The organism is Streptomyces purpurascens (assembly GCF_045040895.1).
GTDB lineage: Bacteria > Actinomycetota > Actinomycetes > Streptomycetales > Streptomycetaceae > Streptomyces > Streptomyces purpurascens.
In genome coordinates this window covers 9,065,401-9,084,027 of record NZ_CP108341.1, presented here as the reverse complement: position 1 = coordinate 9,084,027, position 18,627 = coordinate 9,065,401, and the positions used below count along the sequence as shown (strand labels likewise).

The 18,627-nt window shown below is 69.1% G+C and carries 17 protein-coding genes and 3 pseudogenes; 9 read left to right on the top strand and 11 right to left on the bottom strand.

Going from position 1 to position 18,627, the window contains the following annotated elements; translation table 11 throughout:
- Nucleotides 1-11 precede the first annotated feature (11 nt).
- The 3 genes from OHU35_RS41060 (at nucleotide 12) to OHU35_RS41050 (ending at nucleotide 2,227) form a co-directional block, all read left to right on the top strand.
- A complete protein-coding gene (locus tag OHU35_RS41060; protein WP_189730085.1) occupies nucleotides 12-641 on the top strand; it encodes a TetR/AcrR family transcriptional regulator in 630 nt (209 codons plus the stop codon).
- A 274-nt stretch (nucleotides 642-915) separates the two neighbouring features.
- Nucleotides 916-1,686, top strand: a complete 771-nt coding sequence (locus OHU35_RS41055; RefSeq protein ID WP_405509068.1) for an SDR family NAD(P)-dependent oxidoreductase — start codon at nucleotides 916-918, stop codon at nucleotides 1,684-1,686.
- Between the two features lie 232 nt (nucleotides 1,687-1,918).
- Nucleotides 1,919-2,227 carry a hypothetical protein gene (locus OHU35_RS41050; protein WP_189730089.1) on the top strand — a complete coding sequence of 103 codons (309 nt, stop codon included), beginning with the start codon at nucleotides 1,919-1,921 and terminating at the stop codon, nucleotides 2,225-2,227.
- Between the two features lie 200 nt (nucleotides 2,228-2,427).
- Here the strand turns inward: OHU35_RS41050 and OHU35_RS41045 are convergent, their stop codons facing one another.
- The 3 genes from OHU35_RS41045 to OHU35_RS41035 form a co-directional block, all read right to left on the bottom strand.
- Nucleotides 2,428-2,991 carry a hypothetical protein gene (locus OHU35_RS41045; RefSeq protein ID WP_405509066.1) on the bottom strand — a complete coding sequence of 188 codons (564 nt, stop codon included), beginning with the start codon at nucleotides 2,989-2,991 and terminating at the stop codon, nucleotides 2,428-2,430.
- A gap of 83 nt (nucleotides 2,992-3,074) precedes the next feature.
- On the bottom strand, nucleotides 3,075-3,473 hold the full coding sequence (locus tag OHU35_RS41040) for a hypothetical protein (RefSeq protein WP_405509064.1): 399 nt from the start codon (nucleotides 3,471-3,473) through the stop codon (nucleotides 3,075-3,077).
- Nucleotides 3,474-3,559: 86 nt separating this feature from the next.
- Entirely contained in the window at nucleotides 3,560-4,246 is a 687-nt protein-coding gene (locus OHU35_RS41035; protein ID WP_405509062.1) for a hypothetical protein, read from the bottom strand.
- Nucleotides 4,247-4,882: 636 nt separating this feature from the next.
- On the opposite strand from OHU35_RS41035, the gene OHU35_RS41030 reads away from it, so the two are divergent.
- Together OHU35_RS41030 and OHU35_RS41025 are read left to right on the top strand one after the other, a co-directional pair.
- Nucleotides 4,883-5,446 carry a DinB family protein gene (locus OHU35_RS41030; RefSeq protein ID WP_359895826.1) on the top strand — a complete coding sequence of 188 codons (564 nt, stop codon included), beginning with the start codon at nucleotides 4,883-4,885 and terminating at the stop codon, nucleotides 5,444-5,446.
- A 72-nt stretch (nucleotides 5,447-5,518) separates the two neighbouring features.
- Nucleotides 5,519-5,644 (top strand): hypothetical protein, encoded by a 126-nt coding sequence (locus OHU35_RS41025; RefSeq protein WP_405509060.1) that lies wholly within the window; start codon nucleotides 5,519-5,521, stop codon nucleotides 5,642-5,644.
- A 124-nt stretch (nucleotides 5,645-5,768) separates the two neighbouring features.
- Here OHU35_RS41025 and OHU35_RS41020 read toward each other — a convergent pair whose 3' ends face one another.
- Both OHU35_RS41020 and OHU35_RS41015 read right to left on the bottom strand, forming a co-directional pair.
- The gene (locus OHU35_RS41020) at nucleotides 5,769-6,791 is read right to left on the bottom strand and encodes a zinc-dependent alcohol dehydrogenase family protein (protein WP_229873468.1); all 1,023 of its coding nucleotides are present in this window, start codon (nucleotides 6,789-6,791) and stop codon (nucleotides 5,769-5,771) included.
- Between the two features lie 148 nt (nucleotides 6,792-6,939).
- Entirely contained in the window at nucleotides 6,940-8,172 is a 1,233-nt protein-coding gene (locus OHU35_RS41015; RefSeq protein ID WP_359895829.1) for an MFS transporter, read from the bottom strand.
- A 135-nt stretch (nucleotides 8,173-8,307) separates the two neighbouring features.
- Between OHU35_RS41015 and OHU35_RS41010 the strand changes: the two genes are divergently transcribed.
- Entirely contained in the window at nucleotides 8,308-9,216 is a 909-nt protein-coding gene (locus OHU35_RS41010) for a helix-turn-helix transcriptional regulator (protein ID WP_189730100.1), read from the top strand.
- 13 nt (nucleotides 9,217-9,229) lie between these two features.
- Here the strand turns inward: OHU35_RS41010 and OHU35_RS41005 are convergent, their stop codons facing one another.
- Together OHU35_RS41005 and OHU35_RS41000 are read right to left on the bottom strand one after the other, a co-directional pair.
- Complete coding sequence (locus tag OHU35_RS41005) at nucleotides 9,230-9,364, bottom strand: hypothetical protein (protein WP_405509057.1); 135 nt, start codon at nucleotides 9,362-9,364, stop codon at nucleotides 9,230-9,232.
- Nucleotides 9,365-9,505: 141 nt separating this feature from the next.
- On the bottom strand, nucleotides 9,506-10,957 hold the full coding sequence (locus OHU35_RS41000; protein ID WP_405509055.1) for a tannase/feruloyl esterase family alpha/beta hydrolase: 1,452 nt from the start codon (nucleotides 10,955-10,957) through the stop codon (nucleotides 9,506-9,508).
- 336 nt (nucleotides 10,958-11,293) lie between these two features.
- Between OHU35_RS41000 and OHU35_RS40995 the strand changes: the two are divergent.
- A pseudogene (locus OHU35_RS40995) lies at nucleotides 11,294-12,307 on the top strand (alpha/beta hydrolase family esterase); the annotation flags it as partial.
- A 2-nt stretch (nucleotides 12,308-12,309) separates the two neighbouring features.
- Here OHU35_RS40995 and OHU35_RS40990 read toward each other — a convergent pair.
- Nucleotides 12,310-13,353 (bottom strand): MerR family transcriptional regulator, encoded by a 1,044-nt coding sequence (locus OHU35_RS40990; RefSeq protein WP_405509054.1) that lies wholly within the window; start codon nucleotides 13,351-13,353, stop codon nucleotides 12,310-12,312.
- Nucleotides 13,354-13,500: 147 nt separating this feature from the next.
- On the opposite strand from OHU35_RS40990, the gene OHU35_RS40985 reads away from it, so the two are divergent.
- Nucleotides 13,501-13,854, top strand: a complete 354-nt coding sequence (locus OHU35_RS40985) for a hypothetical protein (protein WP_189730109.1) — start codon at nucleotides 13,501-13,503, stop codon at nucleotides 13,852-13,854.
- A gap of 18 nt (nucleotides 13,855-13,872) precedes the next feature.
- Here OHU35_RS40985 and OHU35_RS40980 read toward each other — a convergent pair whose 3' ends face one another.
- The 3 genes and pseudogenes from OHU35_RS40980 to OHU35_RS40970 all read right to left on the bottom strand — a co-directional run.
- Complete coding sequence (locus tag OHU35_RS40980) at nucleotides 13,873-15,033, bottom strand: hypothetical protein (protein ID WP_189730111.1); 1,161 nt, start codon at nucleotides 15,031-15,033, stop codon at nucleotides 13,873-13,875.
- 31 nt (nucleotides 15,034-15,064) lie between these two features.
- Nucleotides 15,065-15,613, bottom strand: a pseudogene (locus tag OHU35_RS40975) (CHAT domain-containing protein); the annotation flags it as partial.
- A gap of 999 nt (nucleotides 15,614-16,612) precedes the next feature.
- Nucleotides 16,613-17,941 (bottom strand): annotated as a pseudogene (locus tag OHU35_RS40970) (VWA domain-containing protein); the annotation flags it as partial.
- A gap of 352 nt (nucleotides 17,942-18,293) precedes the next feature.
- On the opposite strand from OHU35_RS40970, the gene OHU35_RS40965 reads away from it, so the two are divergent.
- Nucleotides 18,294-18,563: a hypothetical protein gene (locus tag OHU35_RS40965; RefSeq protein WP_189730115.1), complete on the top strand. Its 270-nt coding sequence runs from the start codon at nucleotides 18,294-18,296 to the stop codon at nucleotides 18,561-18,563.
- Nucleotides 18,564-18,627 lie beyond the last annotated feature (64 nt).

The window sequence follows — 18,627 nt, the reverse complement described above, 5'->3', positions numbered from 1 at the left end:
ACGGTCGGACCGTGAGCACACCGCGCAAGCCCAGGGGCCCCTACCGCAAGGGGCTGGAGCGCCGCGAACAGATCCTGCGGGCGGCCCTGGACGTCTTCAGCGAGCGCGGCGAGCGCGGCTCGTCACTCAAGGAGATCGCCGACCGCGTGGGCATGTCCCAGGCGGGTGTGCTGCACTACTTCGAATCCCGGGAGGACCTCCTGCTGGCCGTGCTGGCCGAGCGGGACGCCCTGGACACCGAAGCGACCGCCGATGTCATGTCCCCGGGCGAGGCAGTGGCCCGGACGGTCGGTCACAACGCCCGACAGCCAGGCCTGGTCGACCTGTTCGTGACCCTGTCGGCCGCCGCCTCGGATCCGGCCCATCCCGCCCACGCGTTCTTCAAGCGGCGGTACACGGACCTGGGCGCCCGGATCCAGGAAGGCCTGGACCAGGGCCGGCGGCAGAAGCAGATCCGCGAGGACGTCGACTCCGACCTCATGGCGCGACTGCTGCTCGCGGTGTCCGACGGCATCCAGTTGCAGTGGCTGCTGGATCCGAGCGTCGACATGACCGCGTTGGTCCAGGCATTCAACCGGATGTGCGCCGCCGCGCCGGTGGGCGACAGCGACGACCCGTCGCCCACCGGCGAAGGCGACTGACGCGCACAGCCGATCCTCCCGGACGGATCGTCACGACGGCAGCACCGTAAGCGCCGCCGTCAGCTCACACGTCGTGCTGCCCCGACGGCACTCCGCGCCGACGCTCTGCTCGGTGTGCCCTCCTGAGCCGCGCACTCCCCTCCTCAGGCGTGGTCGCGCCACGCCCTTTTCGCCCCTGGATCGCCGACGCGGTCACGCGCCCCGCCGACGACCGCGTCGGCCCTTCCTCCCCCCGTACGCGCACACCCGACAACAGAGCCAAGGGAGAACTGACATGGAACGGCTGGCCGACCGACGGATTCTCGTCACCGGTGCCGCCTCGGGCATAGGCCGGGCGACGGCACTCAGGCTGCTCGCCGAAGGTGCCCGCGTCGTCGCCACCGACATCACCGGCGACGCCCTGGCGGAGACACTGGCCCTCGCCGCCGAGGCCGGTACGGCCGACCGGCTCGTCACCGCGTTGATGGACGTCTCCGACGAGAACGCGGTCAACGAGGGCACGGCACAGGCCGTCGCCACGCTCGGCGGGCTCGACGCACTGGTCAACGTGGCCGGCATGCTGCGCGGGGCCCATACGCACGAGTGCTCCCTGGACTTGTGGAACCGCGTCCTCGCCGTGAATCTCACGGGCACCTTCCTGGTCACCAGGGCCGCCCTCCCCGCCCTGCTGGAGACCGGCAAGAGCGTCGTGGTCAACTTCAGCTCCACCTCCGCCCAGTTCGCGCACCCGATGATGGCGGCGTACTCCGCGAGCAAGGGCGGCATCCTGTCGTTCACCCACAGCATCGCGCAGGAGTACGGCAAGCGGGGACTGCGTGCGGTGAACGTCAATCCGGGGAGCATCTCCAGCGGCATCACCCAGAACATCTTCTCGCTGATGCCCGAGGAAACGGACTGGAGCCTGCTCTCCAAGCTCACCGCCTGCGTAGGTGAGGGCTTCGGCTCGCCCGAGGACGTGGCCGGGGTCGTGGCGATGCTCGTCTCGGACGACGGCGCCTTCATCACCGGTACCGAGATCCGCATCGACGGCGGAACCCACCAGTAGGGCGTACTGGGTTGGCACCGGCACCGCGTCCGGTCCGGGGCCAGGCCCCCGGGGGCCCGTCAGCACCGGCCCACCCCTCAGCCCGACCGGCCGGAGACCGCCATGGGCACATCCCTCAGCCGAACGCCCCGCTCACACCGACAAGGAGCAGGACACCGACGGCCCCGCCCCGCTCGGCCGCCGGTTCATCACGCTTTATGTCATCGCCTACCTGGGTCTGTACCTCGCGGTCATGACCCCGCTGCTGGTGTCGCTCGCGATCCGGCTGGAGGACGTAGACCCGGACGGCAAGACCCGCAGTCTCGGCATCGTCGTCGGTCTGGGAACGCTGGTGAGCATCGGGGCCAACCTGGTCATCGGAGTGCGGAGCCGCAGGACCACCTCCCGGCTGGGCCGACGCAAGCCCAACCCCCGACGCCATCCGGACCTGGGCCGGGCGCTTCCTGATCCAGCTCAGCCTGATGTTCCTGTCGACCTACCGGCTGTCACGAACCCGCGCACCACGGACGGGGGGCTCTTCCGGCGCACGCCGACCTGGTGACGATCACCGTGGGAGGCAACGACCTCAACCATGTGGGCGGCATGTTCAGAGGTCGCCGGACCCCTTCGGGCGCGGAACTCGTGCGGATGGGAGAACGCGGCCGCGTTCGGCGCTCAGGGGCGCCTCGGTCGACTTCGGCAAGGGCGCAGACCGCGCGTCAAGTGTCCGGCTCTTCCCTCCGAATGCCTCTCCCTGCTGGATCACGAGTTCCATTCGTCGCAGTACTCGATGTGAATCTCGCGTGCGTCGCCGAGGACGCCGTCGTTGGAGTGGAGCTCTGTGCAGAAGTACGGGTAGTTCGGGTGGACGGGGACGTAGTCGGGCCCGTTGCGAGCAACGTCGAGGAAGTGCCGGGCGGTCTGCCTGAACACCTTGGTGCTGCCGGTCATGAACAGGGTCTCGGCATGGAGGTGCTGGTGGAACAGGTCCCGGTTCTCCTGGTAGTGCCGTGTCTCGTGGTCGGTGACATCGCTTTTGAGCCCTGAGTCGGGCAGCGTCACGGTCTGCGGACGGCCCGGGCCGAGGCGGCTGCGGAGTTCTTTCCAGCGTGTCGGCGCGAACTGCAGCGAGTGATGTAGCAGTACGAGATCAAGCTGTCGTGTCGCGTCCTCCGGCAGGTCGCGGGAGGGGGGTTGGTTGCCGCGAATCGCCAGGTGGATCAGGGCGCGCGGTGACGTGGCGGCGAGTACCCATAGGGCGCCGATCCGGCGTGCGGCGTCCTCGTCAAGGTAGGCGTCCAGGTGCCGGTCGTGATCGATGAGCACTGCGCGAGGCAGTGGTTGGGCAGGGCGGATGACCTTGAACTCCGTTGGCCCGAGGCGTGTGTGGTGAATGGTGATGGGCAGTCTCATTGGTTCTCCGAGACACGTTGGCTGACGTCGGCGGCGTAGGCGACCCGGTCGCCCACCGATGCCTTCTGCCACTGAACGGCGACTTTGGTGTGGACGCCGAGCATCCGGGCGAGGATCGCGGCGGGAAGCTCGGTCGCGAGGGGGAACAGCGCGGTGGACCGATCCTGTTTGGGGCGAATTCCGATGCTGTGGAGGCGCTTGCCGATCTGGCTGTCGGTGAGGGGGCGCCCTGGATGGCCGCCCGGGAACGGCCAGGGGCAATCGTCCGGAGTGACGTTCGAGGACGGTGATGGCCCGGACGGCCGGGGCGGTGACGATCCAGGTGGCCTGAGCACCGTGGGCGTCCTCGCCCTTGAAGGCGAGGCTGTGCAGTTGGTGGCGGTGGACGCGGCCATCGGGATCGCCTTGGACGCTCAGGCAGCCGCGCCGGAGGTGTTCGGCTACTGGCGGGAGGGGGTTGTTCCGACCGTGCACTATTCCCTCAACTGCCCTCAGGATGAGTGCGGCCGCGGCTCAGCAAGTGGCGGGCCGTTCCCTCAGGCGTGAAGGTGAAGCCGTCCATGAACAGGGTGCCGCCGGCGCGGAACGCCCAGAGGATTGGCTCGGCATGGACGCATGACGACGATGGGCTTGGGCTCGGCGTGGAACTGTTCCAGAGGTGAAAGCAGAGAAGGATGTCGTCTCGCCGATCGGTCGTATAGGCAAGTGTCTTGGGGTAGTTGGGGTTGGTCCCTCCGAAGAGCACCGAGGGCGGACCGAACGCCGTGACGACGTCGCTGAGGGACCGATCCTCTCGGCACCAGGTCTCGCTGGCGTGACGGATCTCGTCGTATTCGCTTGAGGTGAGGGTCCGGTCGAGAATCAGCCATCCCTGGCGGTGTGCAATCTCGGCATACACCGACGCCACAGAGCCCTCGTGCGTATCGCCCCAGAGCTCTTGGAAGGCTCCGCGCACTCCAGTAGAGAGGACCACTTTCGTTTGGAGATCCTTCAGTTCCTCCTGCCACACCTGCTCAGCAGCGTCGGCGAACGCCACTGCGTCGAGGTAGATCCTGAGCGCCGTCTCGCCGCCATACATTCCGGGGCGGCGCAAAGCAGCGTTCAAGCTCGCGAGTAGGTACTCGCGTACTTCTTGTGCTGTGCGCCCGTCGCTGGTCGGGGCGGTCATCGGTTGTCCTCCTGTTGCTCCTCGGCCCGGGCGGCGAGGTACTCGGCCCAGTCGCATCGGGCGTAGGCGACGCAGGTGCTGGCGCACGCGGTGCACTCCGCACCCGGGGCGCACCGACAGCCGCACCACCGTGGGGGTGGACGCGCACCGGTGCCGGGGCCCGTCGCGTCATCCTCGTGCATTGGGACGACTTCTTCGTCGGTTTCCACCGCCCTCTGCGGCCCATGCCCTACTTCCTCGACGGCGTCGATGCCACGATGAACCGGCTGCCGCCCCTGGCCCGCCGCGCGGCGGCTGCCTCCTCGGCACCGGGCGGAGAGACTGCCGCGGCCAGGCATCCCGCTCGCCCGGGTCGCCCCTCTTGGAGCGAAGGGGCGCCCGGTTGGTCTCGGTGTGTGCCCGCAGCGGGGTGTTCAGGGGGGCAGCACGAAGCGGATGGGGTCGCCGATCTTCTTCATTGAACCCAACCCGGCCAGCCGGGTTGTTAGTGTCAAACAGTCGCTCGCGGCGGCGCGGCCCGAAGGGCACATCAGCCCCCAGCGTCATCTCCCGGTGCGGCACGCTCTCGCGCCCCACGGTCGGCGACGGCGTCCGCGAGCGGCGCAGCCAGGTCTCCGCTGTATGTATTGTGCGGACATGACAAGAAGTGAGCGGATTGCGGACCAGCTGGACTGGCACTGGCAAAAGAACCTGCGGCCGCGGCTGCACGGTCTTGCCGATGAGGAGTACTTCTGGGAGCCGGTGCGTGGCTGCTGGAGCATCCGCCCCCGTGGTACGTCGGCCGCACCGAGGTCGGATGGTTCGGGGGAATGGACGATGGACTTCGCGTGGCCTGGCCCCGAGCCGGCGCCGGTGACCACGATTGCCTGGCGGCTGGCGCACATCATCGTCTCCTGCCTGGGCTATCGGGTCGGATGGCACTTCGGCGGCCAGGAAGTCGACTCTCAGACCTTCGCCTACGCGGGGACCGCTGACGAGGCGCTAGAACAGCTCGATGAGATGTATGGGAGATGGAACGCGGGGGTCCGCGAGCTCTCGGACGCTGCCCTGGAGAATCCGCCCGCGGTGGGTCCCGAGCGGTTTCCCATGGAGGGCATCGTCCTGCACGTCAACAGAGAGCTGATCCATCACGGCGCCGAGATTTCCTTGCTGCGCGACCTCTACCGCTGGCAGGACGGAGCCGAACCGCGCCGAGTATGACTTTCCGTTAACCGGCGATCGAGCTTCGGAAACCTACGTGGACTCCGCGACGCTCCGTGGCTGCGAGCTTCAGTGAAGCTGCGCCCTCTTGAAGCCGGTGACGACCACGGGGTCATCCGGGTCTTCGTCCAGGCCGAGGAAGCCGAGATCGGCCGGGACGCCGAGGCCGGCGGCGCGGGGCTGCGCACCGGGCTCTGAGGCCCTGTCTGCCGCGTGCTGGGACCATCCATCCGCGACAGACAGAGGCGGTTGGGGGTGGCGAGCCCCCGGGCCCGCCCCGGCTGGTGCGGGGATGCGGAGCGGGCCAAAGGGGCGTAGCGGATCAGAAGGTGAGTATCACCTTGGTGGCGCGGCGCTCGTCCATCGCCTTGTAGCCCTCGGGGGCTTGCTCCAGCGGCAGGGTGAGGTCGAAGACCTTGCCCGGGTCGATCTTGCGGTCCCAGATGAGCTGAATCAGCTCGGGCAGGAACCGGCGTACAGGGGCGGGGCCGCCGAGGGTGTGGATGCCGGCGAAGAACAGCTCGATGCCGGGGATGGTGACGTCGTAGTTGACGCCCACGTAGCCCAGGTGGCCGCCGCCGCGGGTGGCGCCGATGGCCTGCATGAAGGACTCCTGGGTGCCGACCGCCTCGACCACCGAATGCGCGCCGAGCCCGTTCGTCAGCTCCTTGATCTTCGCGACGCCTTCGTCGCCACGTTCCTCGACGATGTCGGTGGCACCGTAGTAGCGGGCGAGCTTCTGCCGCTCGGGGTGACGGGACATGGCGATGACGCGCTCCGCACCCAGCTGCTTGGCGGCCAGGATCGCCATCAGGCCGACTGCGCCGTCGCCGACGACCGCGACGGTCTTGCCGGGTCCGGCCTCGGCGGCAGCGGCGGCGTACCAGCCGGTGCCGAGCACGTCGGAGGCGGCCAGCAGGGAGGGGATCAGCTCCGGGTCGGGCTGTCCCGGTGTGGCGACCAGGGTGCCGTCGGCGTGCGGGATGCGGGCCTTCTCGGCCTGGGTGCCGATCGTCTGCGCGACGAATTCGGCGTGCACGCACTTGGACTGGAAGCCGGCCTGGCAGATCTCGCAGGTGTTGTCGGAGATGACGAACGACCCGACGACGAAGTCTCCGGGCTTGACGCTTTTGACCTCCGAGCCGACTTCCTCCACCACGCCCACGTACTCGTGGCCCATGACCTGGTGATCGGCGGGCTCGAGGCCGCGATACGGCCACAGGTCCGAGCCGCAAATGCAGGTCGCGGTCAGCTTCACGATCGCGTCGGTGGGTTCAACGATCCTCGGGTCCTCGCGCTCTTCCACCCGGACGTCGCCGGCGGTGTACATCACTACTCCACGCATGGTGGGTCTCCTTGCTCTGTCGTGCCGGCGTCCGACACGCCGGTGGGTGTTCAAGAAGGCGCGGCCGTGCCGCGGCTTTCTCTGGTTTGGCGGGCTCACGCCGTCGAGCCCTCTCGAAGGGCCTAGCTGTCCAGTCCCGGGCTCGGCGTCACCGCCGCCGGCGGCGGCGCTGGGTGAGCGCGATGGCGATCGTGGGGATCAGCGTGAGAGCGGCGATGGCGGTGCCGACGGCGGCGGGACCGGTAGCTCCCAGGGGCGACTCGAGAGCAAGGCCGGCGGCCCATGAACCGATGGCTGTGCCGAGATTGAACGCCGAGACGGTGAGGGCGGAGCCCAGGGTGGGGGCCTGGCCAGCGAAGCGGACGCCCAGGGAGATCAGCACAGGATTCGCGCCGAGCCCGAACAGCCCCAGCAGGGCGACCAGCACAATCGTGGGGACGGCGTAGCCGGACAGCAGGCAGATCGCCGACAGCACGACGGTGGTCGTCGCAGCGGCAGCGATGGTCGTCGCGTGCGGGCGGTGGTCTCCCAGGCGGCCTCCCACGAGGAAGCCCGCCAGGGCACCGACGCCGAAACCGACCAGGACCAGCGGCACGAGGCCGGAGGACAGCCCGGCTCGGTCGGTCAGCAGTGGCGAAATGTAGGAGTACGTGGACAGCACGCCGCCGGTGGTGGTCGCGCAGGCGGCAAGGGTCAGCCACAGGCGCCCTGAGCGCAGAGCGGACAGCTCGGAGCGGATCGACACCGCCGTGCGGCCGGATCCGTCGTGCGGGACATGGCGGGCGATCAGCACCATGGCGGCTGCCCCAAGGGCCGCAAGCGCCCAGAACGGGCCCCGCCAGCCCATGAGCTGCCCGGCGAAAGCGCCGAGCGGCACGCCGACGACGTTGGCGAGCATGGCGCCGGCGCCCACGACGCCCAGGGCGCGCGAGCTCGCGGCGGGACCGGCAGCGCGGGCGGCCACCACGTTGGCCACCGCCCAGAACGCACCGGTCGCCAACGCGGTGAGGAACCTGGCGGCGAGGAGCAGGGCGAAGCTGGAGGCGACGGCGACGACGACGTGCCCGGCCGCGAAAATGCCCAGCGCCAGGATGAGCGTCAGTCTCCGGGGCAGCCGCAGCGTCAGCATGGCCATCAGCGGCGCGCCGACGATCATCCCGACCGCGAAGACAGTGATCAGCAGGCCGGCCTGGGCCACGCTCACCTGCACATCGCCCGAGATCTCCGGCAGCAGGCCAGCCACGACGAACTCGGTCGTGCCCATCAAGAACGTGCCCAGCGCCAGGACGTATACGACGAGCGGAAGCCGTGCGGGCGGCTGCCCACGGCTGCTTGCCCGCACGTCGGCGGGGGCGTCGAGGGTTTCTCCTCGCGTCGTCATGCTTCATCTCCGCAGCGGATCGAGATCGGGGGCGCATTCGAGGAAACCGCGTCTGCCAGGGACGCGGCAGGCTGTGTTTATGGGGGGTACAAGCTCGACCCCTCTTCCCTGGGGTGAGGGTCGTAGCGTTGAGCCATGGAACGCCTCCCCGACCACCGCGCCGACATCCGTGACTTCCTCGCCACCCGGCGCGCCAAGATCACCCCGGAGCAGGTCGGGCTGCCCACCAGCGGTCGGCGGCGGGTTCCGGGGCTGCGGCGCGAGGAGGTCGCCGTCCTCGCCGGCGTGAGCACCGAGTGGTACACACGGCTGGAGAAGGGCCACATCAGCGGCGTGTCCGAAGACGTCCTCGACGCGGTCGCCCGCGCGCTGCAGCTGGACGAGGACGAACGGACCTACCTGTTCGACCTGGCCAAGGCTGCTCGGCCGACCAGCCGCACTCCGCGTCGCCGCAAGGCCGTCGACCTGCCGCCCCGCGTCCAGTGGCTGCTCGACTCCATGACACTGTCCGCGGCGTTCGTCACCAACGGCCGCCTGGACATCGTCGCCACCAACGCACTCGCCCGCGCCCTGTTCGCACCACTGTTCGACAGCGTGACCACGGACGAACGCGGACGTCCGAACTTCGCCCGGTACTGGTTCCTCGACCGCGGGGCACCCGACTTCGTTGCCGACTGGGACGGTGCCCTCGGTACCACGGTCGCGATGCTGCGCGCCGAGGCCGGGCGCTACCCGCACGACAAGGTGCTGCGTGAGTTGATCGGCGAACTGTGCACGCTGAGCGCCGAGTTCCGCACCCGCTGGGCCTCTCACGACGTGCGTATCCACCACGGTGGCGTCAAACAGTTCCAGCACCCTGACGCCGGGCCTCTCGAACTCGTCTACCAGCCGATGGACCTGCCCATTTCCCCACGCGAGGTCCATTCGCTGACCATCTACACCGCTGAGCCGGGCACCTCTGACGAGGACCGGCTCAAGCTCCTGGCCAGCTGGGCAGCGACCCATTCCCAGGTAAAGAGCCCCATGGACGAGCGAAACCCGTGAACCCCGGTGCTGATCACGGGTGTGTGGACAGAAGCTTGCGCGTGGAGCAGCGGGCGAGTGAAGGAGCCAGCTCGTACTTCGCGCTCTGGTCCGGGCAGGCATCGGCCAGCTCACGCAGAGCAGCAAGCTCGGCTTGGTCGGACGCCATGTTCCAACGGAGCTTGGTGCCCACTATGGGGTCCGCCGAAGCCGCGATAACGGATGTGCCGGGGCCGCCTGTTGCCCGGTCGGCCAGGCCGCCTGTGGCGAACTCCAGGGTCGTGGCTGTTCCCGTCGTCCCTGGCAGATGTCAGGGACGACGGAGGTCTGCCGCGGTCGTGTGTGCGTTCAGGGAGCAGGTGTTCAGGAGTGTCGCGGGGTCTCGTTCGGCGGGCAGCGCGACGGTGTGGGAGGCGGGTGGGCGGTGTCCTGGCGTGAGCCAGTTCTCCAGGGCTGTGAAGGCCGTGCGGTGGCACGGCGTGAGGGGGCGCAGGCGTTCCGGGTAGGTGTCGACGAGGGCGTCCGTGTGGGTGCCGCCCTGGATGCGGTAGTAGCGATGCAGTTCGCCGCGGCCGGCCTGGCCCACCATGCGGGCGTAGACGTCGGAGTCCTGGGAGATCGGCAGCAGGACGTCCAGGGTGCCGTGCAGGGTGATCAGCGGTTTGCCGATCCGGCCGGTCAGAGCGATCTTCTCCATGGCTCTGCGGACCTTGTCGGGACGGGCGGCATAGTCGTAGTCGGCGTCACAGGCCGGCGTGCCCGGCGCGCAGAAGGGCGTGCCCGCCTCGGTGGGGCCGTCGAAACCGGGGTCAAGTTCCTCGCGGTAGACGCGCTGGGTCAGGTCCCAGTAGACCTTGTGGTGGTACGGCCAGAGGAACTCGGAACCGGCCGGGAAGCCGGCGGCGTGCAGGGCTCTGCGCGCCGCGTCTGCTTCCTCGCCGCCGCCGGCGTACGCGGGGTAGTCGCGGAGCGCTGCGGGCAGGAAGTTCAGCAGGGTGGGGCCGTCGGAGCGCCACAGGGTGCCCTCCCAGTCGACTCCCCCGTCGTAGAAGCCGGGATGGTTCTCCAACTGCCAGCGCACGAGGTATCCGCCGTTGGACATGCCGGTCACCAGGGTGCGTGACGGCGGGCGGTGGTAGTGCCGGGCGAGCGTGGCGCGGGCGGCTCGGGTGAGCTGGGTGAGCCGGTCGTTCCATTCGGCGATCGCGTCGCTCGGCTTCTTGCCGTCCCGGTAGAAGGACAGTCCGGTGTTGCCCTTGTCGGTGGCGGCGTAGGCGTAGCCGCGGGAGAGCACCCAGTCGGCGATGGCCCGGTCGTTGGCGTACTGCTCCCGGTTGCCGGGGGTGCCGGCGACCACCAGACCGCCGTTCCAACGGTCGGGCAGGCGCATGACGAACTGGGCGTCGTGGTTCCATCCGTTGTTGGTGTTGGTGGTTGACGTGTCCGGGAAGTAACCGTCGATCTGGATACCGGGGACCCCGCTGGGCACAGCCAGGTCCCTGGGTGTCAGGCCCGCCCAGTCGGCCGGGTCGGTGTGGCCCGAGCTGATCGTGCCCGCCGTGGTCAACTCGTCCAGGCAGGCAGCCCGCTGGTGCTCGGCCCCTGGTACGCGCACCTGGGTGAGGTGCGCGCAGTGGCCGCCGCCCGCGTTCACCGGTGCTGCCCTGGCGGGCAGGGGTGTGAGTGTGAGTGCGGCCAGGGCAAGGGCCGCTGGTCCACCGCGTCGCCAGGAGCGTGGCAGGGGGCGGAGAGAGAGACGCATGAGTGAACCTCCGTGGTCGGGTATGGGGATGCGCGGGAGGCTAGAGCGCGGCTTCGCTGCGACATATGGGGCTGCCCACCACCATCCAGAGCCACGGCGTAGCTGTCGGCACCACCCGGCACAGGGCGCAATAGGCCGTACGGCCCGGGCCTGTGGACTCCTGCGCTACACGACGCTTCACGAGCCGGGACATGTCCCGCCGGCACACAGGTTCGCGCCACCTGTGGCTGTCCCACCCATGCCGATGCCGGCACGCGAGCGCCGATGATGCACGCCACGCTGGTCACCGTCCTGTCGGTACCGGCGAGGCCCCCACAACATCAGGAGGCAGTCACCATGGGACAGTCGCATCCTGCGTTCCGCTTCTCCCGGACGCTCGTCCGGGGTATTCGCCGTCCGGCCACCGCCGCCGGGGCTCTGGCCTTGACCGGCAGCCTGCTCGTCTTCAGCCCTCAGGCATCCGCCGCTGGTCTGACCCAGGTCACCGGGTTCGGCACCAACCCCGGCAACCTGTCGATGTACACCTACGCGCCCGACGCACTGCCTGACGGCGCCCCGCTGGTCGTCGCCCTGCACGGCTGCACGCAGAGCACGAACGACTACTACGCGCACTCCGGCTGGCCCAAGTTCGCCGACACCTACGAATTCGCGCTGGTCCTCCCCCAGACGAGCAGCGCCAACAACGCCAACTCCTGTTTCAACTGGTTCGAGCCGGGCGACAGCGGACGCGGTCGTGGCGAGGCACTGTCGATCAAGCAGATGGTGGACAAGGCCGTCTCGCTGTACGGCGGCGACACCAGGCGCATCTACATCACCGGCCTGTCGGCGGGCGGCGCCATGACGGCGAACATGCTGGCCGCCTACCCCGACGCATTCGCGGGCGGGGCCATCAACTCCGGACTGCCCACCCGCTGCGCGAGCGACGTGGCCACGGCCTACACCTGCATGTATGTCCCGCCGGACAAGAGCCCCGCCCAGTGGGGGGATCTGGTGCGTTCCGCCGCTCCGGCCGGCACGACCTCCTGGCCGCGCGTGGCAATCTGGCAGGGCACCGCCGACACCACCGTGAAGCCCGCCAACGCCACCGAGTTGCGCGACCAGTGGACCAATGTGTGGGGCATCGGCCAGACGCCCTCCCGTACGGAGAATCTCGGTGGGGGTACCACGCTGAGCGTGTTCGACGACGCCTCTGGCCGCTCCGCCGTCGAGGTCTACTCAGTCTCCGGGATGGGGCACGGGCTGGCTGTCGACCCGGGCAGCGACGCCCAACAGTGCGGCAGCGCCGGCACCTACTATCGCGACACCATCTGCTCCAGCTACCACACCGCCCGCTTCTGGGGGCTCGACGGCAACTAGAACAAGGGCGCCCGGCCGGGCGTGCCGACCACCCCTGGTGCAGGCGGCCCCCGCGACCGGGTGGGACCTTCGTGTCGCGAGACAACGGCCGGCCGAGCGCACGCGTCTGGGCGATCACCGTACGGCCGGTCCGGCCTGATCTGCGGCGTGCAGGGCCCGCGCAAGCCACTCCAGTTCCTCGGTCGCGTCGGGCGACGAGTCCTGCCGCGCACACGGGCGACGAGTCTGCGGTAGCGCTCCGCCCCTGCCTCGATGCCGGCCTCCAGGCTGCGCAGCACGGCGGTCCGATCGGCGTCACCGAACAGCTCGGACAGCACCTCGGCCGCTGCCGGCCCCTCGGGAGCGACCCCGCGTTCTCTGACCTCAGCGACGGTCTGCACGACCTGCCTGGCCCACCAGATGGACGCCCCGGGAGGATGACCCTGCCCCGGTACGGGCGTGTTGAGCTCCATCCACGTGCGCAACCGGGCGCGAAATCCAGGGTCCCGCACCAGTTCGGCCAGTTCGATCCAGGCGTCTACCTGCTCGGGGGTGGGATCGTCGGGCAATTCGATGCTGAAGCTGCGCAGGCGGTCACGCACGCGCGGCTCGACATCGAGACCGCCGAACACCTCCTCCTTGAACTCGTCGATGATCTGCTTGCGTTCGGCGGCGGAAAGCCGCGCCAACCGGTTCATCAGTGCTGTCTCCTCAGCGGTCGAACCACGTGTCGCCACGGTGGACAGGACGGCCCGGCTCACCTTGAGCGAGCGGATCTGCGCGTCGAGCGCGGCCACATGCGCGTCGGCGACCTCGGCGACCGTGGTCCGACCGCTCAGCACCCGGCACACCTCGTCGAGCCCGAGGCCCAGCTCCCGAAGAGTGCAGACCAGCTCGACGCGGGCCACGGACCCGGCGTCGTACAGCCGGTAGCCGCTCGCGGAGCGGGCCACAGGCGGCACCGCCCCCTCGTCCGACCAGAAACGCAAGGTTCGCACCGGAAGTCCGGTGCGGTGCGCGAGCTGGCCGATGGTGAGCACATCGGGGCGTTCGTCGTCCATGGGTGAGATCCTGGACCTTACAGCCGCTGGAGACTCAAGCGGCTGAGGGCGACATCTGGTGAGTTCTCTCCAGAGTGTGCCGAGCTCCCTGCCACCGCCAGGCGTCGGGGCGCATGGCGATCACCACGCGTGGTGAAGACTGGGCAGATGCCTCATCATCCCGGCGGACTTCTGTTCGTAGCGCTCGGTCTCGTTCTTGTCGCCGTCGGCTTCGTCTGGCGGGGGCGTGTCCTGCGCCCTTTTTCGGTGAAACGGGCTCAGGCGGCCGCCATCCGGGACCGTTCCCGGAATCTGCTGTGTTCTGCGGACATGGCGATCGCCGAAGCGCGCCGCCGGGCTGCCAGCGGAGAACCGGTCATCGTGACGGTCGAAGACGTGATCGGGGTGGCGAGCGGACACTACGGACTCTCCGTGGAGCGTGAAGAGGCAGCTGCCGCCCTCCGCCAGCGCTACGAGGCCGCCGACTGCCGGGTGGACTGCATGACCGACGCTTTCGACTGACCGCCTCGCTTCCCGGGGTCATGATGCCGGTGGCTGCATCGCCTCGCTGATCGCGGAGGCGAGTTCCGGCAGGCTCCAATACACGGAATGGGTCCATAACCCTGCGGTGGCGGCGTGAGGCAGCGCCAGGTCGACCGGTGATGTTCCGTCGGCAAGACGGAAGACACGGGAGGCGGCGAAGGCGAGTACGTCGAGTGGTTGCCAGAGGTTGGTCCAGCGGGCCAGAGAGTTCGGCAGGCTGACCGGTTCGTGGCCGGCGTAGGGGGAAAGTTGGCCTCCACGGGGGTCACACAGGTGGAAGTACGCGGATTGAGAGCCGAAGGTGAGCAGCGACGAAGTCCACAGCGGTTCTCGCGCCGTGGCCATGTCGACAGCGATCACCCCGCCGAGACTGTGTGCGACCAGCCGTACGGGGCGGCCCGGGGTGCGTCCCAGTTCGGGGTCGACGGCGGCTACTTGTTCCCATACCCGGGCGTGGATCTGCTCGCGATGGCGTTGATAGACGAGTACATCGCCCAGGAACCTTGTGGCGCCTGGCCCGAGGTGGTGGCGCAAGCTGTGGTTCATCCTGCCCGCGACCGCCTTCATCGCCGCGCCTGCGACGCGGTCCAGGTCCGCGAGTCGACGCCGGATCAGCGAGCGGAGTGTGCCGTCAGCGGGCGGTGCGCCACGAAGCCCGGCCCAGGAATCGTCCGTCTCCTGCGTGCAGGTGACCGCGCGGGCGATGGCCGTTCCGGTCTCGTTGAGAAGTGACGGGTCATCGGACCGTGACAGCCACTGGGTCGTCGGCCATTCGTCGGCGAGCGCCGCAAGCACCTGGTCCGCGTCCGGACTGTCGCGGCCGTCACGCAGTCCGCTGTTCCGCGATGGGTCCAAGCCTTGACGGATCGCGTCCCGCAGGGGCATCGGCAGGTCTCCTGACGCGGGCTCCACCGCTTCGTCGAGCAGGGTGGCCAGCAGCAGCTCGGACGGTGCGTCAGCGGTCTCGGGCGTATCACGCAGCCCGGCGGAGCGGAAAGGCAGTGCAAGGTCGATGAAGCGGTCATCCGCGCCGAGGTCTCCCCAGTAGACCGGTACCAGGGTTGTCCCCGCGGCAGCCTGCAGGGCCGCCACGGTTGTGGTGAATGCCTGCGGGTCACGGTTGCCGACGCCGTGGATGACGAAGACCGGCTCGTCCATGCCTCTCCTGTCCGGGGTCTGCCAGTGGGCTCTAACGTATGGCGGCACACGCTGCGGGGCTGCCATACACGGCGTACGCCAGCCAGGTGGGATCCCCGCTCTGGTCGCGGATCGCTCGCCGTGCGTTCAGGGATGCCTGCCCCAGACTCTCGCCCCCAGCGACCAGACACTCGTAGAACGCATCGGCGAAGAGCAGCGCGGAGTCGGACCGTACCGGCCACAACGTGCCGACGAACGCCCCTGCGCCCGCCTGCAGAAACTGCGGCGCCCACCCCAGGCCGGTCGAAAACCAGTCGATCTGGCCGGCGCTGCGACAGGCGTTGAAGAAGACCAGCGGGTGGGTGGTACGCAGGGCTCCGGAGTGGGTGGCGTAGGCGAGATCGATCGGATCGAACGGGCCATCCGCCATCGTGACGTGAGAGCCGGCACTCGTGAACGAGTTGTGGCAGGCGAAGTGCAGCAGCCCGTCGAGTCCCTCGCCGATGAGGTCGCTCACGGCGGCGCCATGGGTCAGCGTCCCGCCGTCGGTCACCGCGTCACCCAGTCTCGCCCGAAGTGCGACCACCTCACGCTCTGCTTCGGGCGGCGAGCCAGGCGGCACCACGAAAGCAGCGCGAGACAGGGACAGTTCGCGTACCCGGTCCTGCCCGAAGACCCGGCGCACCACGGGAAGCCACTCAGCGAGGAATCCGTCGCCCTCCTTCTGGCCGTCCAGGGGATACAGCAGCTCCCAGGGCACGACGTCGTGCTCACCGAGCACGGTCAGAGCGGTGACGTGCCCGATCTCCTCCCAGAACTGCTGACGCACGGCATCGGGCACCGCCGTGGCCCACAACTGCACGCCGAGGTTGATCAGCCGCCGCCGGGCCTGACGATGATCTCTGCCTCCACCCTGCCCGGCCGCGGCCGCCGTACGGCGAAGCTCGTCGTAGATCCGTTCCCTCGCACCGTGGGAATCGCCTGCCACGAGGCGGAAGGACTCGGGGGCGTAGGTGGTTTCACTGAGGAGCTGGAAACTGTGGGCACCGTCCGGGCCTTTGAGGACCTGCAAGGTCACCTCGCCCGGATCGAACGCGAGCGTGGTGAGCGGTGCGGTGCGCGGTGGGCCGTCCCTGGCCGGTGTGCCGGGCTGTACGGAGACCTGGGAGCGCAGTTCGCCGAGGAAGGTGCCTTTGTGGAAGGCCCGCACGGTAACGGTGTGCAGTCCGGGTGTCATGGTCCGCAGGCCGAATTGCAGCCAGTGCGAGTCCTGGCCGGGAGGAACGGTCAGCTCTTGCTGCAGGTCTCCGAGGGCCAGCAGGCCGGGCGCGTGCACGGTGATCAGAAGTCGCGCTCCCCCTGCCGGGATGTGAAAGCTCCGAAGTGCCATGCCAGGAACATCAGTTCCCCGGGTGACCCGCACGTGCAGGGGCACCTCCCGCCCGGGAGGCGCCTGCTCAACCAACTCCGCTTCCAGTAGCCTCGGCTCCCGGCCGTGCGCGTCACCGCCGGTGGGCTGCGGCTGGTGCGGGCCGTTGCCCCCAGGGCGAAGCACGCTCATGGTGTCCTCGGTCCCCACCGCACCCGGGCGCCCGACCGCGCGGACCGTCTTGGTCGACCGTGTCGCCAGGGTCATCTCGTCAGCGTCGGCGACCTCTGTCTTCAGACGCACACGGCCGGTGGAGGCATCGACGACGTCCACCACCCTGGCGAGCAGTCTCGTGGTCTCGTCGTTCCCCAGAGCGCCGGCGAGCCGAACCGCGCGGCCCAGTTTGGCCGTTGCCCCCTCGTCGTCACCCGCCCTGCGGGCGTCGAGTCCCTCCTGAATGGCCTCAGCCAGTTCCACCTGTCCCGTGTAGTGGGCGACCCGTGAATTGATCGAGGCGACCGCCGCCATGTCGTCGGTCCACACCGCACGGACCAGGCCATGGCCGAGCGTGTGAGCCCTGCCGTCGTCCTCCTGTGCGACCAGCGAGATGCGGGCAGCGAGCATCTCCTGGCCGATGCCCGCCTCTGGGACACGGACGGAGATGTGGTAATCGCGGGACTCATCGCCCCAGGAACCCGTCGGATAGTCATCGGCGCGCGGTCCCGCCGATGCACGCCGGTCGGTCAACTCCTCGACGGTGGGGGCGACCTGCCTCACGAACGAGGTCTCGACGCCTACGGGGGTCCACAGCCGCAGCGCGACGTCGGCGACTTTCTTGCCCATCGCCTTCTCCATCAACTGCGTGAAGTCGTCCACCAGACCGGCCGGGTCGGCGACGATGTCCGCGCTGCCCAGCAGCGCCGAGGCGATGCCCGTGACCTCCTTCACCTCCCAGTCCGTACCCACCCCGCGCGCGTCGCAGGTGAAACGGCCTGAGCAGGCATCCAGCGCGGCCTGCAGGTCCTCGGGCGACTCGTGCTCGTTCCGTCCGTCGGTGAGCAGGATCGCGTGCCGGATCCCCACGTCTGCGGAGTGCAGCAGCCGGTCGGCGAGCCGTAACCAGGTACCGATCGCGGTGCCACCGCCCGTGGAGATCTTGCGCAGCGCCTGTTTGGCCTCCGCCCGGGAGCGGGCGTCGGCGACGGCGAGGTTGCCACCAGCCGGATAGACCTCCGTGGCCTGGTGTGTACCGCCCACGACCGCGAAGTGCACGCCGTCGCGCAACGCGTCGATCGCGGCGGCCGTCGCCTCCATGACTTGACGCATTTTGGTCGGCGGAAAATCCATGGACCCGGAACAGTCGACCAGGACCACCACCGCCGCGCCTTGGCCCGACGCGGTGCCGTCCAGGTGCGGTTCGGTCACGCGACTGCCGATGCCGCCGCCGGTCGCCGTGACCGTGACGATGGCATCGACCTCCCGGCCGCCCGCCGGCAGATGCTCATTCTGGTAGACCTCGACTGTGAACTGCGGCGCAAAGGATTTGAAGAAGTTGGCCATGGATTCCACTCCCCCTCGGACTTCCCGCGGCAGTTGGGCGACATCTCCTCGCTGGCCGTGATCGTGCGTCTCTGCCGATCGGCAGTCGTGTCCCTTGCTGATGTGGCGCGCAATCCAGGCACTCTGAGCTCCAGGACGATACTGCCCCCGGCGGCTCATCCGGGGGCAACCTGCCATACCTTCACGACCCGCGATTGACGTAGGTGTCGTCGGGAGCGCCTCGGCAACAAGGCACTCCCGTAAGGCAACAACGCCTGTGCGCCTCATGTTCGACGTGATCAATACCGGGTGCGGGCCGCGCTGTCGCTACCGTCGTCCGGCTTTCTCCCTACCCTCGCCTAGGGTGATCACCATGGCGTATGTAACACCGCGTTCCGACGGCCAGGTGCGAGCGATCATGTTCACAGGGGGGCTCTTGAGCCTGCCGTCGGGTGTCGGACTGATGGTCGGCGTGCTGCTGGGGCTGAGCGGCTGGCTCTACTTCAACTCCACCCCGCCCGGTGACGGTCTCTCCGCCCGCGCCTGGACCATCGCCGTCGGCAGCGCGGGGATCGCCTGCCTGATCGGCCGAGTCGTGGCCGGCGTGCAGCGGCAGCTGCTACACCGTCGCCGAGGCTCATAGCCGGTGAGGACATGAGTGTCGTCGCGCCCCAGCCCAACTACGTCGAGCGGGTCACCACCCTCCG

What these genes read in the sequence shown, in the direction of transcription:
- OHU35_RS41005 (WP_405509057.1), bottom strand. Translation starts at nt 9,364, where the DNA reads ATGGCGTCCGACCAAGCCGAGCTTGCTGCTCTGCGTGAGCTGGCCGAT.
- OHU35_RS40990 (WP_405509054.1), bottom strand. Translation starts at nt 13,353, where the DNA reads ATGGACGACGAACGCCCCGATGTGCTCACCATCGGCCAGCTCGCGCAC.
- OHU35_RS41020 (WP_229873468.1), bottom strand. Translation starts at nt 6,791, where the DNA reads ATGCGTGGAGTAGTGATGTACACCGCCGGCGACGTCCGGGTGGAAGAG.
- OHU35_RS41050 (WP_189730089.1), top strand. Translation starts at nt 1,919, where the DNA reads ATGACCCCGCTGCTGGTGTCGCTCGCGATCCGGCTGGAGGACGTAGAC.
- OHU35_RS41000 (WP_405509055.1), bottom strand. Translation starts at nt 10,957, where the DNA reads ATGCGTCTCTCTCTCCGCCCCCTGCCACGCTCCTGGCGACGCGGTGGA.
- OHU35_RS41035 (WP_405509062.1), bottom strand. Translation starts at nt 4,246, where the DNA reads ATGACCGCCCCGACCAGCGACGGGCGCACAGCACAAGAAGTACGCGAG.
- OHU35_RS40985 (WP_189730109.1), top strand. Translation starts at nt 13,501, where the DNA reads ATGCCTCATCATCCCGGCGGACTTCTGTTCGTAGCGCTCGGTCTCGTT.
- OHU35_RS40980 (WP_189730111.1), bottom strand. Translation starts at nt 15,033, where the DNA reads ATGGACGAGCCGGTCTTCGTCATCCACGGCGTCGGCAACCGTGACCCG.
- OHU35_RS41030 (WP_359895826.1), top strand. Translation starts at nt 4,883, where the DNA reads ATGACAAGAAGTGAGCGGATTGCGGACCAGCTGGACTGGCACTGGCAA.
- OHU35_RS40965 (WP_189730115.1), top strand. Translation starts at nt 18,294, where the DNA reads ATGGCGTATGTAACACCGCGTTCCGACGGCCAGGTGCGAGCGATCATG.
- OHU35_RS41015 (WP_359895829.1), bottom strand. Translation starts at nt 8,172, where the DNA reads ATGACGACGCGAGGAGAAACCCTCGACGCCCCCGCCGACGTGCGGGCA.
- OHU35_RS41010 (WP_189730100.1), top strand. Translation starts at nt 8,308, where the DNA reads ATGGAACGCCTCCCCGACCACCGCGCCGACATCCGTGACTTCCTCGCC.
- OHU35_RS41055 (WP_405509068.1), top strand. Translation starts at nt 916, where the DNA reads ATGGAACGGCTGGCCGACCGACGGATTCTCGTCACCGGTGCCGCCTCG.
- OHU35_RS41040 (WP_405509064.1), bottom strand. Translation starts at nt 3,473, where the DNA reads ATGGCCGCGTCCACCGCCACCAACTGCACAGCCTCGCCTTCAAGGGCG.